Annotated in this window: 13 protein-coding genes; 4 read left to right on the forward strand and 9 right to left on the reverse strand. The window is 66.5% G+C overall.

Annotation, left to right across the window (positions count from 1 at the left end; translation table 11 throughout):
- Nucleotides 1–5 precede the first annotated feature (5 nt).
- Entirely contained in the window at nucleotides 6–1136 is a 1131-nt protein-coding gene (locus ACOQPI_RS06070; RefSeq protein WP_420618792.1) for a UDP-galactopyranose mutase, read from the reverse strand.
- A 108-nt stretch (nucleotides 1137–1244) separates the two neighbouring features.
- Between ACOQPI_RS06070 and ACOQPI_RS06075 the strand changes: the two genes are divergently transcribed.
- Together ACOQPI_RS06075 and ACOQPI_RS06080 are read left to right on the forward strand one after the other, a co-directional pair.
- The gene (locus ACOQPI_RS06075) at nucleotides 1245–2969 is read left to right on the forward strand and encodes an N-acyl-D-amino-acid deacylase family protein (RefSeq protein WP_420618793.1); all 1725 of its coding nucleotides are present in this window, start codon (nucleotides 1245–1247) and stop codon (nucleotides 2967–2969) included.
- 82 nt (nucleotides 2970–3051) lie between these two features.
- Entirely contained in the window at nucleotides 3052–4266 is a 1215-nt protein-coding gene (locus tag ACOQPI_RS06080; RefSeq protein WP_420618794.1) for an MFS transporter, read from the forward strand.
- Nucleotides 4267–4273: 7 nt separating this feature from the next.
- On the opposite strand, the gene ACOQPI_RS06085 is transcribed toward ACOQPI_RS06080, so the two are convergent.
- Both ACOQPI_RS06085 and ACOQPI_RS06090 read right to left on the reverse strand, forming a co-directional pair.
- Nucleotides 4274–4747, reverse strand: a complete 474-nt coding sequence (locus ACOQPI_RS06085) for a 2,4'-dihydroxyacetophenone dioxygenase family protein (RefSeq protein ID WP_420618795.1) — start codon at nucleotides 4745–4747, stop codon at nucleotides 4274–4276.
- Nucleotides 4748–4756: 9 nt separating this feature from the next.
- A complete protein-coding gene (locus ACOQPI_RS06090; RefSeq protein WP_420618796.1) occupies nucleotides 4757–5704 on the reverse strand; it encodes an alpha/beta hydrolase in 948 nt (315 codons plus the stop codon).
- A 51-nt stretch (nucleotides 5705–5755) separates the two neighbouring features.
- Here ACOQPI_RS06090 and ACOQPI_RS06095 point away from each other — a divergent pair, with 51 nt between their 5' ends.
- Nucleotides 5756–8017: a xanthine dehydrogenase family protein molybdopterin-binding subunit gene (locus ACOQPI_RS06095; protein WP_420618797.1), complete on the forward strand. Its 2262-nt coding sequence runs from the start codon at nucleotides 5756–5758 to the stop codon at nucleotides 8015–8017.
- Nucleotides 8018–8056: 39 nt separating this feature from the next.
- Here ACOQPI_RS06095 and ACOQPI_RS06100 read toward each other — a convergent pair whose 3' ends face one another.
- Nucleotides 8057–9268 carry an amidohydrolase family protein gene (locus tag ACOQPI_RS06100; protein ID WP_420620995.1) on the reverse strand — a complete coding sequence of 404 codons (1212 nt, stop codon included), beginning with the start codon at nucleotides 9266–9268 and terminating at the stop codon, nucleotides 8057–8059.
- Between the two features lie 2 nt (nucleotides 9269–9270).
- Nucleotides 9271–9717, reverse strand: coding sequence for a flavodoxin family protein (locus ACOQPI_RS06105; protein ID WP_420618798.1), 447 nt, complete (start codon nucleotides 9715–9717; stop codon nucleotides 9271–9273).
- Nucleotides 9718–9777: 60 nt separating this feature from the next.
- Between ACOQPI_RS06105 and ACOQPI_RS06110 the strand changes: the two genes are divergently transcribed.
- Complete coding sequence (locus ACOQPI_RS06110) at nucleotides 9778–10896, forward strand: amidohydrolase family protein (RefSeq protein ID WP_420618799.1); 1119 nt, start codon at nucleotides 9778–9780, stop codon at nucleotides 10894–10896.
- A 66-nt stretch (nucleotides 10897–10962) separates the two neighbouring features.
- Here ACOQPI_RS06110 and ACOQPI_RS06115 read toward each other — a convergent pair whose 3' ends face one another.
- From ACOQPI_RS06115 to ACOQPI_RS06130, 4 genes are read right to left on the reverse strand one after another with little or no spacing between them, the layout of a single operon-like run.
- Entirely contained in the window at nucleotides 10963–11430 is a 468-nt protein-coding gene (locus tag ACOQPI_RS06115) for a cupin domain-containing protein (protein ID WP_420618800.1), read from the reverse strand.
- 25 nt (nucleotides 11431–11455) lie between these two features.
- Nucleotides 11456–12748 (reverse strand): LLM class flavin-dependent oxidoreductase, encoded by a 1293-nt coding sequence (locus tag ACOQPI_RS06120; RefSeq protein WP_420618801.1) that lies wholly within the window; start codon nucleotides 12746–12748, stop codon nucleotides 11456–11458.
- Nucleotides 12748–13545 carry an alpha/beta fold hydrolase gene (locus ACOQPI_RS06125; RefSeq protein WP_420618802.1) on the reverse strand — a complete coding sequence of 266 codons (798 nt, stop codon included), beginning with the start codon at nucleotides 13543–13545 and terminating at the stop codon, nucleotides 12748–12750. Before ACOQPI_RS06125 ends, ACOQPI_RS06120 begins: the two co-directional genes overlap by 1 nt.
- A gap of 27 nt (nucleotides 13546–13572) precedes the next feature.
- The gene (locus ACOQPI_RS06130; RefSeq protein ID WP_420620996.1) at nucleotides 13573–14640 is read right to left on the reverse strand and encodes a TIGR03857 family LLM class F420-dependent oxidoreductase; all 1068 of its coding nucleotides are present in this window, start codon (nucleotides 14638–14640) and stop codon (nucleotides 13573–13575) included.
- Nucleotides 14641–14732: the final 92 nt, after the last annotated feature.

Raw genomic sequence — 14732 nt, forward strand, 5'->3', positions numbered from 1 at the left:
ACCGGCTATCCCCCCAGCTCGGCGGCCACTCGGTGTGCCACGGCCATGGCGTCGGCGATGGCCTCGTCCTGGTTGATGTAGCGGTAGGTGGCCAGCCGCCCAGCGAAGTACACCGGGATGTCGAAGTGGTCGGCGATCTTCTTGCCAAGCTCGGCGTTGCGGCGCTCGTTGGCGCCGTCGGCGGTCAGCACCGGATAGTGGCGCCGGGGCGCCCCGGGCATCTCCTCGCTGACGACGGTGCCACCGATCTGCTGCCCGGTGGCGTGCTTGGTCTCCACCGTGCGGGTGTAGGGAACTCGGGTCGACGGGCGATTGGTGACATAAGCGGGGGTAAGCACGCCCCCGGGGTCGTCTGTCGGTTCAAAGCGCGAGCGCATCTCGATGCCCCGCCATTCCAGCTCGCCAGGACAGCGGGCGAAGTCGTCCAGTGCGGCGGTGATGATCACCGCGTCGTAGTCCTGGCCGAGACGGTCGGCGTAGTCCACGGTGATCTCGCTGTCGAGCGTGACGGACACGGTGGACAGCACCGACTCGATCACCTCGTTGATCCCGTTGGGCGGGAAGTATTGCCAGCGGTCCCGAAACAGCCCCCGGTGGCCGTCGCGGCGTAGCTCCACCCGCTTGGGGGCGAAGCGGGCCGACAGCTCGGTGGCCGGGCGGCCCCACTGCTTGGCGGTGTAGTCCCGGATGAACAGGTCATACAGGGTGCGGCCCATCATCGACACCACAAAGTCCTCGAAGTTGTCGCCAGTGGGCTGGGTTGGCAGGGAGTCCAGCTCCCGCTCCACCGTTGGCCACACTGGCAGCTCCTTGAGCTCCTCTACCTGGGGAGGCCAGGACAACAAGTGGCCCTCGTCATCGTCAGGCGACAGGAATACCTCGGTGAGCACCTTGTGGTCGTAGGGCCGCGTGAGCCCGTGGGAGTTCACAAACTCGTTCACCGCCTCATTGTCGGTGTGGAAGATGTGGGCCCCATTTGGCTCGTACACCACCCCGTTCATGGTCTCGGCCCGGGAATGCCCCCCCACCACGCTGGTCTTTTCCAGAACCTCCACCGCAAAGCCCGCATCGGTCAGCAGGCGAGCGGCAACAGCTCCGGTCCAGCCGGCCCCCACGACACCGATTCGCCGCCTCACAAGATGTCCCTCAAGGGGCGTGGCGACATCAGGAACTCCAGTCGGACGTCTCGGGTACGGTAGGGGGGTTGGGCTCAGTTGCCCGGAAAACGACGATAGCGCAGGGGTATGACGATGTTGGACTGCTTGATTCGGGGCGGAATGGTGGTGGACGGCACCGGAGCGCCGGGTCGGGTAGCAGATGTCGGGGTGCGAGGCGGGCGCATCGTGTCCATTGGCCGTTCCGACCAGCCTGCCAACCAGGTGATCGACGCCGACGGGTTGGCGGTGGCCCCGGGATTCATCGACGTGCATACCCACTACGACGCCCAGGTGCTGTGGGATCCTCACCTCACGCCGTCTTCGCTGCACGGAATCACCACCGCCATTGGGGGCAACTGCGGCTTCACCATCGCTCCGATGGTGTCCGGCGAGGCCGACTACGTGATGCGGATGCTGGCCCGGGTGGAGGGCATGCCCACCGAGTCGTTGGAGGCCGGCCTGGACTTCGGATGGTCGTCGTTCGGGTCGTGGCTGGATCGCCTGGAGGGCAACGGACTGGGCGTCAACGCCGGGTTCTTGGTGGGCCACAGTACGGTGCGCCGCCTGGCGATGGGATCGGCCGCGGTGGGCGAGGCGGCCTCCGAAGAGCAGCTCGAGGCCATGAAATTGCTGCTGGCCCAGAGCCTGGCCGAAGGGGGCCTGGGCTTCTCCTCTACCAGGGCCTCAGCCCACAACGACCACCACGGCGACCCGGTGCCGTCTCGGTCGGCCACCGATGCCGAGATGGTGGCCCTAGCCGGGGTTTGCCGGGATTACCCCGGCACCACTCTGGAGATCATTCCCAGCATCGACTACTTGTGGTCCCCAGAGGCGTACGAGTTGATGACCGCCATGGTTCTGGCCGCTGATCGTCCGATGAACTGGAACCTGTTCAACGTGCGGCCCGGCGAGGAGGACTACCTGGAGAACCGTTTGGGGTCCGCCGACTACGCCCGGCAGCAGGGCGCCACGGTGGTGGGTCTCATGCTGCCCGACGTCATGCAGATGCGGCTGAACTTCGCCACTGGAGTGCTGTACGACACCCTGCCCGACTGGGCCGAGATCATGCACATGGACCATGGGGCGAAGGCCCAAGCCCTGTCCCGCCCCGAGGTGCGCCAGCGGCTGGTGGACGGCGCGGCCCAGGCGTCTCACCGCACCTGGGTGCGGTGGGCCGAGACCACGGTGGTAGACGTGTCGTCGCCTTCGTTGGAGGCGCTGGTGGGCCGCACCATCGGCGACCTGGCTGCGGAGCGCAACCAGCAGCCCTTTGATGCGATGTGCGACATCTCCCTGGAAGACGACCTGATGACCGGGTTCGGGCCGCCGGTGGTGGGCGACGACGACGAGTCGTGGAAGAAGCGAGCCGAGATGCTGGGCGACCCCCGGGTGCTGGCCGGCGGCTCCGACGCCGGGGCCCATCTGGACATGATGATGACCTGGGGGTGTACCTCCGCGCTGGTGGGCGACACGGTGCGGGATAGAGGACTCCTCAGTCTGGAGCAGGCGGTGAACCTGGTGACCGACCGCCCGGCCCGCCACTACGGACTACGGGGCCGAGGGCGGCTGGCCGAGGGCTGGTGTGCCGACATCGTGGTGTTCGACCCGGCCCGCCTCACCAAGGCCCCGGTTACCACTGCCTGGGACATGCCCGGCGGGGGGTGGCGGCTCACCGGCGGTGCCGAGGGCATCGAGCACGTGCTGGTGAACGGCGTGGAGACCCAGCGGGGCGGCGCCCTCACCGAAGCCCGCCCCGGCCAGGTCATCCGCTCCGGCCGCGACACCGACACGGTCACCGCAGCCGGCCCCTGATTTTCCGCAGACCGGCCGGATGACGGCCCGGCAGGAGGCAGGAGAGTAGAAAGAGCAGGTGATCGAGGGTCCTGATCGGCGAGTGCCACGGTCGGTGCATGCGCTGGGCTATCGGGACTACCGGCTCTACTGGACCACCAGCGTGGTGTCCAACATCGGGTCGATGATGTATCTGGCCGCCATCGGCTGGTTGGTGGAGGACATCACCGACGACCCCTGGAAGGTGACGGTGGCAGCCACCGCCGGATTGATTCCCCTGTTGGTGATGAGCCCGTTCGGGGGATCGCTGGCCGACCGCTACAGCCGCACCCGCCTGTTCTTGGCCACGGTGGTGGGCCAGATGGTGGTGGCAGTGGCGTTGGCCTGGGTGGTCCAGATCGACGCCGAGACTTTCTGGGTGCTGGTGGCCTTCTCCATCGGCGGAGGCGCCACTGCGTCGGTGGGGGCACCGGTGCAGCAGGCCATCGTCGTGGAGCTGGTGCCGAGTGGAGCGATGCGCAACGCCATCTTCTTGAACTCCACCCAGTGGAACATCTCCCGGGCGGTGGGCCCCATGCTGGGCGGATGGCTCATCCAGTTCTGGGGGCCAGCCGCGGCATTTTGGTTCAACGCGGCCAGCTTTACCGTGCTCGTTGTCGGGCTGAGCCTGTTACCGCCCCGGCCCCCGCCCGGGGCGTCGTCGAGCCACAGCTTTCTTGCCGATTTCCTGTCAGGACTCCGATACGCCAGAAGCGTCGAGGGTATCCGAGTGGTGATGCTGGCCAGCTTCATGCTGGCCGCCGCCATCTCCCCGACGCAATGGCTCGCCCCCGTGATCGCCGACGACGCCTTCGGCGTGGATGCCGCTGGCTTCGGCGTGCTGCTGGGTGCATTCGGTATTGGATCGCTCATCGGCGCGGTGCTGCTGCTCCAGTTCGACCGAGGAACGCTCTACAGCCGTCTCACCACCATCGGCATCAGTGCGGTGGCGGTGTTCACCATGGTGTTGGCCGTGGTGCCCACCTTCGCAATGGGCGTGTTGGCAATGGGCGGGGTGGGTCTGGCCTTCATGGTCACGATGCCCACCCTCACCAGCGCGCTCCAAAGCCTGTGCGAAGACACCTACCGGGGCCGGGTGATGAGCTTGTGGATGATGCTCTTCGGCCTGGCTGCTCCGCTCAGCATCCTGGTGCAAGGAGGGATAGCCAGCGTCATCGGCATTCGTTGGGTGCTGGCCATCACCGCCATCGCGGTGGCTGCCTACCTGGCCAGCCAGCTCACTCGTGGCCGCCTCCGCCACCTGGACACCGCTGGCTGAGCGAGAGCTACTGGAGGATGCCGTTGGGGCGGGGGACTCCCTGTTCTTCGCAGTAGCGGTAGTACATCTCCAGGTTGGTTTGGGCGTTGGAGATGTATTCCACGTTGCCGTCGGGGTCGAGGTACTCCACGTCGCCGTAGATGGCCGACACCAGTTCGGTGGGCTCGTCGTTGTCCTCGGGCACGAACAGTGTGTGGATGGAGCCTTCAGGCTCGTAGAGGTAGCTGCGACCCCGATTCATGAAGTCGTTCTCCCGATAGCCCCAAGCGCCGCTCAGGGTAAAGGCCAATACCGGCCCCTGGTGGCGGTGGGTCTGCACCGTCATTCCCGCGGGCATGAAGCCATGCAGCACATAGAGACCGTCGTCGGCGTTCACCTGGAGCAGCCGCATCCGAGCCCCCACCGCAATGTTGTCCACGAACGGCACGTCGTCGATCCCCACGTGCCGGGCCGAAGGGACCAATTCGTCAAGCAGGCTCATACCACGAGGCTAGCTGTCCGCGCTCTCCAGGATTTGGGCCAGCCAGGTGTCGGTCCGGTCGTTGGCGGCTTGGGTCATCTTGGTGGGGAACACCGTGAAACCGTGGGGTGAGGCTGGGTAGATGGCTAGCTCGGCGGGGTTGCCGTCGGCCCGCCAGCGGGCGGCCATGAACAGGGAGTCGTCGTAGAGGTAGTCGTAGGTGCCCACGGTGAACAGCGCAGGGCACAGGTGGTTCAGGTCGGCGTACAGCGGCGAGATGTCGGGGTTCTTGCGGGCCTCGGTGTCGTGGTCGCCCACATAGAGGTCCCGGAATCCGGTGTTGCCCAGCTTGATCTGCGACGGAGTGCCGCTTAGGTCGTACACCCCGAACACCAGATTGGCTCCGATGAACTCCGCGGCAGCATCGTGGCGGTCGCGCAGCCGCACCAGCGTGGTGGCGGCCAGATTGGCTCCGGCCGAGCCTCCGCCGATGAGCAGGGGCACCGAGCCGAACTCGTCGCGGCCCGGTCCCAACACCCACAGCGCGGCGGTCTCGCAGTCGTCGGGTCCGGCGGGCCAAGGGTGTTCGGGGGCGAGGCGATACTGGGCGCTGACCACCGCGATCTGATGGGTGTCGGCCATGGCCCGGTTTCTTGCGTCGCCCATCCTGGGGTGGCCCATGAAGAACCCGCCGCCGTGGATGTCGAGATACAGCGCCCGGGCCGGGCCTTCGGGGGCGAACACCCGCAACTCCAACTCGTCGCCCGCCGCGCCGAGGTAGGTGCGCGTGTCCACGTCATCAAGAAAGGAGGCGGCGAGGATACCCCCGCCTAGAGACTCGAGGTCTCGGGCTTGGGCCCGACCCTCGGGGGTCGACAGATCAGGGGCCGCCGATACAAACGAGAACTTCGACAAGAAGTCCATGGCTTCCGGCACGTATTCGTCGAGGGCCGGGTCGTAAAGCTGGCTCAAATCCATAAGGGGGTTCTAACATCCTCCCGACTCCCGATTACAAAAAAGGGGAAAACCGTGTCGAGTTCTGGTTCGATTTTGGGGAATTCCGTCGTTCGCGTCGAGGATCCCGGGCTGCTCACCGGCGCAGAGCGCTATTACGACGACTTCACCCCCGAGGGCACCGCGTACGTCACGTTCGTGCGCTCGCCGATGGCCCACGCCACTATCACGGAGGTCGATGTGCTTGAGGCTCAAGCCATGGACGGCGTGCTGGCGGTGTACACCGGCGAGAACATCGGCCTGCCGGCCACCGCCGGATTCCCGATGCTGCCGGTGTTCGAGCGCCCGCAGATCGCCGGGGAACGGGTGCTGTTCGTGGGCGACATCGTGGCCGCGGTGGTTACCGAGACCCGCGAGCAGGGCATGGATGCCGCTGAGGCGGTGTTCGTGGACTACGACCCGCTGCCGGCCAACGCCGACCCCGAGAAGGCACTGGCCGAGGGCGCCGAGGTGCTGTGGCCCCAGAACGAGGGCGGAAACCTGGCCTTCCACACCGAACTGGGCGAAGACGACGGTTTGGCCGAGGCCGCCCACGTGGCCGAGGTGAAGATGGAAAGCCAGCGGCTGGCCGCGGTGCCCATGGAGCCCAACGGCATCCTGGTGGAGCCCGGTACCCCCGAAGGCGGCATGACGGTGACCTTCCCCAGCCAGGCCCCCATCGGCCTGAAGGACGGGTTTGCCGGCCTGTTCGGCCTCGACGGCGACAACGTGCGGCTGATCGCCCCCGCGGTGGGCGGCGGTTTCGGGGCCAAGACCGGCCTGTATCCCGAGTACCTGGTGGCTGCCAAGGCCGCACTGGAGCTGGGCCGCCCGGTGAAGTGGACCGAGTCGCGATCTGAAGACATGGTTTCGCTGGTGCAGGGGCGGGGTCACATCCTCACCGCCAAGATGGGGTTCGACGGCGATGGCCGCATTACCGGTTTGAACCTGCACTGCTTGGCCGACTCCGGCGCCTATCCGGCCATCGGCAGCTTCTTGCCCGTCCTCACCCAGACCATGGCCCAGGGCGTATACCAGATCCCCAAGGTCAGGTTCGTGGGCGACGCGGTGGTCACCAACACCACCCAGATCGCGGCCTACCGTGGCGCGGGCCGTCCCGAGGCCACTCAGATTCTGGAGCGGGTGCTAGATGTGGGCGCCGACGAGCTGGGCATCGACCCCGCTGAGATCCGGCGGCGCAACTTCATCGGCGCCGACCAGTTCCCGTATGCCACCGTCACCGGCGCCAACTACGACTCCGGCGAGTACGAGAAGGCGCTAGACGCCGCGCTCGAGGCATCCGGCTATGGCGATCTGCGGGCCGAGCAGGCCGCCCGGCGGGAGTCGGGCGACCCCAAGCTGCTAGGCGTTGGCGTGTCGGCTTACGTGGAGATCACCGCTCCGCTGGGCCTGCACACCGAGTACGGCCGGGTGGATGTGCTGAGCGACGGCACCGCCGAGATCCGAGTGGGCACCAGTGCCCACGGCCAGGGCCACGAGACGGCGTTCTCGATGATCGTCAGCGATCTCTTGGGCGTGCCCATGGAGAACATCCGGCTCATCCAGTCGGACACCGCGGAGATTCCCCGAGGCGCGGGCACCCTGGGTTCCCGCTCGCTTCAGACCGCGGGCAGCGCGGTGTTCAAGGCCAGCGAAGAGGTGCTGGCCCAGGCCAAAGATCTGGCTGCGCAGCAACTGGAGGCCAGCGCGGATGACATCGTGGTGGGCGAAGGCGGCCTGCACGTGGCCGGCGTGCCCGCTCAGGCCGCGTCGTGGGCCGATCTGGCCTCGGCCGCCGATGGCGGGGTGATCACCCACGAGCTCGACTTCGATCAGGGCGGGGCCACCTTCCCGTTCGGGGCCCACGTGGCCGTGGTGGAGGTGGACACCGAGACCGGCGGGGTGGAGCTCCTGCGCCACGTGGCGGTGGACGACTGCGGCACCATCATGAACCCGCTGCTGGTGGCCGGCCAGCAGCACGGCGGCGTGGCCCAGGGTGCGGCCCAGGCGCTGTTCGAGTGGGTGCAGTACGACGAGGACGCCAATCCCCGCACGGCGAATTTGGCTGACTACCTCATGCCCAGCGCGGCCGAGCTGCCCTCATTCGAGGTGAGCAACACCGAGACAGCCAGCCCGATGAACCCGCTGGGAGCCAAGGGAATCGGCGAGTCGGGCACCATCGGCTCCACCCCGGCCATCCACAACGCAGTGGTGGACGCGGTATCCCATTTGGGCGTGACCCACATCGACATGCCCACCACCCCCGAGCGCATCTGGCAGGCCCTGGCCGCCAGCTAGCCGCTGCCACAAGGCATTGGGGGCGGCCCTGGGCCGGGTTCAGTCGAAGTCCAGGCCCAGCAGTTTGATGGCGTTGCCGCGGGCGATCTTGTAGACCGCTTCGGGGTCGAGGTGGCCGAACAGGCGGGTGGCCACCTCCTCGGTGTTGGGCCAGGTGCCGTCGGCGTGGGGGTAGTCGGTTTCGAAGGTGATGTTGTCCACGCCCACCCGGTCGAGCAGGTCGATGCCCACGCTGTCTTTGAAGAAGCAGCCGTATACCTGGCGGTAGTAGTAGAACGACGGCGGCTCGGGGATGTTGCGTCGGGCCTGGCTCCACCCTTGGTGGGTTACCCATACGTCGTCGGCCCGCTCCAAGGCGTAGGGGATCCACCCGATTTGGGCCTCGGCATACATGAGCTTGAGGTCGGGGTAGCGGTGTAGCACGCCCGAGAAGATGAAGTCGATCAACGAGGCCGCACTGTTGCAGAAGATCAGCGAGGCGGTTACCGCGTCGGGGGCGTCATCGGCGGTGGACACCGTGCGGGTGCCCGATCCGATGTGCATGCACACCACCGTGCCGGTCTCCGCACAGGCCTCAAAGAACGGGTCCCAGTAGCCGGAGTGGATGCTGGGCAAGCCCAGCCAGGTGGGCAGCTCGCTGAACGCCACCGCCCGCACGCCCCGCTCGGCGTTCCGGCGGATCTCGGCGGCGGCCAGCTCGGCATCCCACAGCGGCACCAGGCACAACGGGATCAGCCGGCCATCGGAGTCGCCGCACCACTCCTCAACCATCCAGTCGTTGTAGGCCTGCACGCACAGAAGCGACAGCTCCTTGTCTTGGCGCTCGTTGAAGAGCTGGCCGCAGAACCGGGGGTAGTTGGGGAAGCACAGCGAGGCGTCGGTGTGGTTCATCTCCATGTCGGCGATACGGGCCTGGGGCTGCCAGCAGCCGGGACGCATCTCGTCGTAGGTGATGCCCTCGGTGGACAGCTCGTCGTAGGCGTATCCGGCCGCGGCGATGAGCCGCTTCACCGAGTAGGTGTGGTCTTCGTACAGCCACCAGGCCACGTTGCGGCCCTCGGTGCCAGGGCGCTCCCGATACGTGCCGCCGTCGAGCACCACCTCGCCCTGGGGCAGGTACTCGATGCGGGGGCCGATGTCGCGGTATTTGGCCGGCAGCCGGCTTGTCCAAAGGTGCGGCGGCTCCACCACGTGATCGTCCACGCTGATAATGCGGGGCATCTCGGTGGCGGCTGGAGCATCGGCGGCCATGGTCATGCGCTTGCCTCCGACATCTCGGTAGCGCCCACGGCGGCCAACACATCGTCGACGAACTCGGGGACCAGCACATCAAGCTGCGTTTTGTTGAAGGCCCGCTGGTGGATGACATCGGCACCCTTGTAGGCCAAAAGGTCGGCAATCTGATCGATGCAGTTGCCCGGATACCACTTGTAGGTGGCGAAGGCGGCTACCGGCTTGTGGTGCAGCGAAGGCAGCGTCATCAGCTTGGCCGTGCCCCCCGGCCGATGCCCGAACAGCACCAGCCCGTCCACCCAAGTGCCAACGGCTAGTAGGTCGGCCTCGGCGATTTCGGTGAGCTTCAACCCATGCACGGGCCGCACGGCTACTTCGTAGCCGGCCCCCCGCAGCTCCCCGCCGATCATCTCCGCCGCCCGCTGGGTATTCCCCGTGCGGCTCTCGAAGATGACCACTGCCTTCATCGCTGAATCCTCACGGCTTGACTTCTAGCAGCTAAGCCTCCCAAGTGCCACGATGGTGGGATGGGCAAGTACGGGTACTACGTAATCGACTCCGACGGCCACGGGGGTGAGCCACCCCAGTGGCGCCATGGGATAAGCGCCGAGTGGCGGCCGCAGATGGTGGAGTACGTGGCCAAGATGAAGGAGATCTACGGCGACCTGCCGGGAGCCGGATCGCCGGTTCACACTGAGGACGACCAGAACTACGGCGAGTACGCCGCTGGCGAGCTGGACTTCGAGACGCCGCTTCAGCGGGAGGGCATGGCGGTGCCCGGGCCTCGGATGACCGACATGGATCTCGAGGGCATTGATGTAACCATCATGTTCCCGCCGGGATCGGGCGAGGAGTGGGCGCTGGGCGATCCGGGCTTTGCCGCCGAGCTGTGCCGGCTGCTGAACGACGCCCGGGCCAGCTATGCGGCCTACGACCCCATCCGCTTGAAGCTGGTGGCCAAGCTGCCCCTGATCGACCCGGAGCGGGCTGCTGCCGAGCTGGACCGGTGCTTTACCCAGTATCCCGACCTGTTCGTGGGCATGGTGACCGCCCAGCACGTGTTGGACCGCAACCTGGACCACCCGGCCCTCGACGCAGTGTGGGAAGTGGCCGACAGCCATAGCGCCGCGGTGTGCGTACACGGTGGGGGACAGGCCCCCGATCAGGTGCCCATCGTGTTGGACCGCTACGACACCCGACTGGAGAAGCACGCCGTGACCCACCCGTTCGGGGCCATGCTGGCCACGATGAACTTCACGGTGGGAGGGATCTTGCACCGGTTCCCCAACATGCGGGTGGGCATCATGGAGGCCGGATGCGGCTGGCTGCCGTTCTGGCTGGAGCGCCTCGATGAGGAGTACGAGCTGATGCCCGACCAGGCCCCTGTCCTAGACCGCAAGCCGTCGGAGTACTTCCTATCGGGACGGTGCTTCGTGGGAGTGGAGTCCACCGAGTCGGCCCTGCCCTACGTGATGGACCAGGTGGGCGAAGACATCCTGTGCTACTCCTCGGACTACTGCCACTGGGACTGCGACTTCCCCCACTCGGTGAAGCTGCTGGTGGAGCGCGACGACCTCAGCGACGAGCGCAAGCGCAAGATCCTGACCGACAACCCCGCTCGGCTGTTCGGGATCCCGGTTCCTTAGCCGTCCTTAATTGCGGAACTTGGTATTGGCTCTATCCGAAATTTGGTACTGCGAGGTTGCAGAAAATCAATCGGTCCTTGGGCCGAACCAGTCGGGTAAATCGACTGGGGGGTGGGGGAGTTCGGTGATGCCGCGCTCTTCGAGGATGGCGGCGTGCTCGGCTTTGTCGGCGGGGGCGGGGCGGGAGTCGCCGAAGTAGATCTCCAGGATCTCGGCGCCTTGGTCGCTCACTTTTATGGGGCCGAACGTGGCCAGGTGGGGGAGCTTGATGAGGGTGCCGGCCCGGCACACCTCCTGGTCGAAGGTGACCTCGCCGTCGATGACGAAAATGAAGTGGTCGCTGTTGTGGCCGTGGCGCTCCAGCACCAGGCCGGGGTCGTAGCGGGTGTGGTACACGGCTCGCTCGGGGATCAGTTCCAGCATCTTCAGCCACACCGACACCCGGCGGCCGTCGGAGTGCTGTTGCGACTTCACCTCTGCGAAGTCCATGTCTTCGGCGTGGATGTAAGACACCTGGGGCTGCGGTTCGGTCATGGTTGGGCTCCCAAAAGGTTTGCGATCACCGGAACATCTTGAGCGACCGGCTGTCCGAGGTGTCCTCAGGCCGCTCGTCGGCTGCCGACTCGATCGGGTTCAGCTCGTCGGGCGGGGTGAGGGCCAGGCTGATCGGGGAGTCCAACTCGAAGGGGTCATGGAGTCCTAGCTCGTCGCCGATGTCCCGCAGAGCGGGCAGCACCTCGGTGCCCATCAGCTCGATGCACCGCAGGGAGTCGTCGTGGTTGACGTCCCCGTCGTTGCCCCACAGCATGAGGATCGACGGGCGGCAGGTCTCCAGCACCACCCGCAGTTCGGCGATCACCTCATCGGGGGTGCCGGCCACGATCTCCCGAGCGGCCAACTGCTGCTCAAACGGGGCGGCCCGAGAGCCTCGCACCTCTGCGTTGGCCATCTTGGCGTAGTCCAGCCGACGAGCCGACGAGCCGTAGCCCGACGGGCTCACCCAGTAGGGGTGGCCGATGCCGGTGAACTCGCCCTGCATCCACATGAACTCCCGGGCGTTCTCGCGGGCCTTGTCGCCGTCCTTTTGCACGTGGACCCTCAGCAGGTAGCCCCGGTTCTCCGGTCCGGGCTCGTAGCCCACCGCCCGGGCCGCTTGGTCGTAGATCTCCCACAGCTCGCCGGTGAGGTGCAGGGGGGTATTGAGCGAGATGTAGGGGTAGCGGTGCTGGGCCGCCCAGCGGATGGTCTCGGCGCTGAACACGCCGGGCACCCAGATGCGGGGGTGGGGCTTCTGGAGCACCCGGGCCCATGGATTGACCACTCGGTACTGGAAGTGCTCGCCCTCCCAGGAGAACGGCCCGTCGTCGGTCATGGTCTTCACCAGCAGGTCGTGGGCCTCGTTGAACCGCTCCCGGTTGTAGGCCGGGTTGGCGTTGAGGCACACCGACTCCTGCCCTGCGCCCCGCACGATGCCCGAGACGAGGCGGCCTTTGGAGATCATGTCGATCATGGCGATCTCCTCGGCGAACATCAGCGGGCTGTCGTAGGTGGGCAGCGGGTTTCCGAGCTGCACGATCTTGGCGTTCTCGGTGATGGCGGCCAGGATGCTCGACATCACGGTGATGCGGGCCTGCATGCAGAACGGGGCGTTGTGGTGCTCGTTCACCATGATCCCGTCGAAGCCCACCTGATCGGCCAGCTTGTACTCCTCGATGCGCTCGTTGAACAGGCGGCTGCCCTCCACCGGGTCGTAGTACTTGTTGGAGAACATCACCGAGGTGAAGCCCTCCTTCAAGCCCTCGTCGGCCGGGTAGGCGCTCATGGGCTGCTCGGTGAAATACGAAAGGAACATCAGTTTTTTCCTCCGGTGATGATGGCAGCGAGTGATTCGGGGGCTTCCAGGTCGACGGCGTGGCCACAGTCGGGGACCACCTCCAATCGGGCGTCGGGCAGGGCCTCGACGTAGGCGTGGGCGCACTCCATGGGTACCACCGCGTCGCTTTCGCCCCACACCACCAGGGCGGGAACGGCGACGCCGCCCAAAAGAGGCCTCAGCCGTCGGTTGTACATGTAGGGCTTCCACCCCACCCGGGTGGTCATTTCCCGGTTCATGTCCCAGGTGACCAGAGTGTCGTCGCCCAGCGGGTGCTCGTCGTATTCGTCGCCGTTGCGGGGATAGATCGCCTCAAAGGCCTCGGTACTGGAGAACGCGGCCTCCACGTAGTTGGAGTGCGACACCAAGAACTGGTCGTAGATTCGGCCGTTTTCGGGCAGCAGCCCCGCCGCCCCCACCAGCACAAGCCGCTTGAGCAGCTCCGGGGCCATGGTGGCCAGCTCAGCCGCCACCCACCCCCCGAACCCGCAGCCCACCAGCTCCACCGGCCCAAGGTCTTTGGCCCGCAGCCACTGGCCCACCAACAAGGCCAGGTCCCGAGGATGGCGGGCCCAGTCGGGCCGTTCCGATCCGTCCGCCCCGCCATAGCCCGGCAAATCCAGCGCGTGAACGGTGTAATGATCAGCCAGGGCTTCGTGGATCGGCATCCATCCCGGATTCCCAAACGAGTGGTGCAGCATCACCAGCGGATCCCCCGACCCCCCAGTGAATTCTCGCATCCCTAGCCCAGCCACAGTGGTTGTCGCAGTCTGCATCGCCACGACGCTATACCGCTCGCGCCATCAGCCGCCGGGGTTGGCGGGGAGGTGATCGAATTTTCCGGTGGGGCGGGTGCGGGCATACTCCTCCACGATGGGGCGGAGTTGAGTGGGGCTGGCGCCGTGGAGGATGACTCCGTCGCAGCCGAGGTCGAACTGGCCCCGGATCTTCTCCACGCACTGGGCGGGGGTGCCGGTGGCGGCGGGGGCGAGCCATTCGTCGGGGATGAGGGTGGCGATGTGCTCAAGCTGCTCGGTGGTGGCTACCTGGTCGATGGCGCCTTGGAAATTGGCCACCAACTCGTCGGAGAGGAATCGCTCTAGTGCGGCGGGGTCCCAGTTGTTAGTGCGGGCCATCAGCTCGGGGTAGCCCTGGAGGTAGGTGGCCATGCGGCCCACCGTCTTCTTCAGGCGGATGTCCTCAGGGAGGTGGTCGCCGATGGTGGCGAAGCAACTCCACACCTTTACCGAGGCTGGGTCTCGCCCTGATTCCTCGGCCGACTGCTTGACGGCGCCCACCACTCGGGCGGTGGTCTCGTCGGTGAAGAACGTGTGCAGCACCACGGCGTCGAAGCAGCGTCCGCCCAGGGCCAGGGAGTTGGGGCCGAAGGCGGTGAGCGCCATGGGTATGTGCTCGCTGCTGGCCCCCATCAGGGTCAGCACCGGGTAATCGCCGATCGGGCCTTCGTGGTTGAAGATGGCCTCGCCTTGCCACAGCCGGCGCATGATGCCCACGAAGTCCTCCATCTGGGCGGTGGTGATGGGAGGCAGCCCGAAGGCCTGGGACAAGCGGTCGACCCCCCGGCCTAGGCCCAGGCAGAACCGCCCGCCGGTGAGCTTGTGCATAGTCATGGCGTAGGCCGCGGTCACCACGGGATGGCGGGTGTGGTGATTGGTGGCCGCAGTGGCGATGCCCATGCTCTCGGCGGCCACACCTACCGCGCCCGACAAGGTGGCGGCCTCTTTGATGTTGAACCGCTCGCTTATGAACACATTGCCAATGCCCAACTCCTCGGCCTCGCGCACCTCGTCGATCAGCTCCCGAGGCGATTCCGGCGCCCCGGCCAGCGTGTAGAAGCCGAGCTCGTTCATCTGGGTCACTTAGGGCCTCCTCTTCGATGGGCGGGCGGGTTGCAGGTTAGGCCAAGCCGCTGGTTGAGGCCTTGGCCGGAAACTGTCACCGG

The organism is Candidatus Poriferisocius sp., from assembly GCF_965219815.1.
Taxonomy (GTDB): domain Bacteria; phylum Actinomycetota; class Acidimicrobiia; order Acidimicrobiales; family Bin134; genus Poriferisocius.

What these genes read in the sequence shown, in the direction of transcription:
- ACOQPI_RS06075 (WP_420618793.1), top strand. Translation starts at nt 1,245, where the DNA reads ATGACGATGTTGGACTGCTTGATTCGGGGCGGAATGGTGGTGGACGGC.
- ACOQPI_RS06085 (WP_420618795.1), bottom strand. Translation starts at nt 4,747, where the DNA reads ATGAGCCTGCTTGACGAATTGGTCCCTTCGGCCCGGCACGTGGGGATC.
- ACOQPI_RS06090 (WP_420618796.1), bottom strand. Translation starts at nt 5,704, where the DNA reads ATGGATTTGAGCCAGCTTTACGACCCGGCCCTCGACGAATACGTGCCG.
- ACOQPI_RS06100 (WP_420620995.1), bottom strand. Translation starts at nt 9,268, where the DNA reads ATGGCCGCCGATGCTCCAGCCGCCACCGAGATGCCCCGCATTATCAGC.
- ACOQPI_RS06105 (WP_420618798.1), bottom strand. Translation starts at nt 9,717, where the DNA reads ATGAAGGCAGTGGTCATCTTCGAGAGCCGCACGGGGAATACCCAGCGG.
- ACOQPI_RS06110 (WP_420618799.1), top strand. Translation starts at nt 9,778, where the DNA reads ATGGGCAAGTACGGGTACTACGTAATCGACTCCGACGGCCACGGGGGT.
- ACOQPI_RS06115 (WP_420618800.1), bottom strand. Translation starts at nt 11,430, where the DNA reads ATGACCGAACCGCAGCCCCAGGTGTCTTACATCCACGCCGAAGACATG.
- ACOQPI_RS06120 (WP_420618801.1), bottom strand. Translation starts at nt 12,748, where the DNA reads ATGTTCCTTTCGTATTTCACCGAGCAGCCCATGAGCGCCTACCCGGCC.
- ACOQPI_RS06125 (WP_420618802.1), bottom strand. Translation starts at nt 13,545, where the DNA reads ATGCAGACTGCGACAACCACTGTGGCTGGGCTAGGGATGCGAGAATTC.
- ACOQPI_RS06130 (WP_420620996.1), bottom strand. Translation starts at nt 14,640, where the DNA reads ATGAACGAGCTCGGCTTCTACACGCTGGCCGGGGCGCCGGAATCGCCT.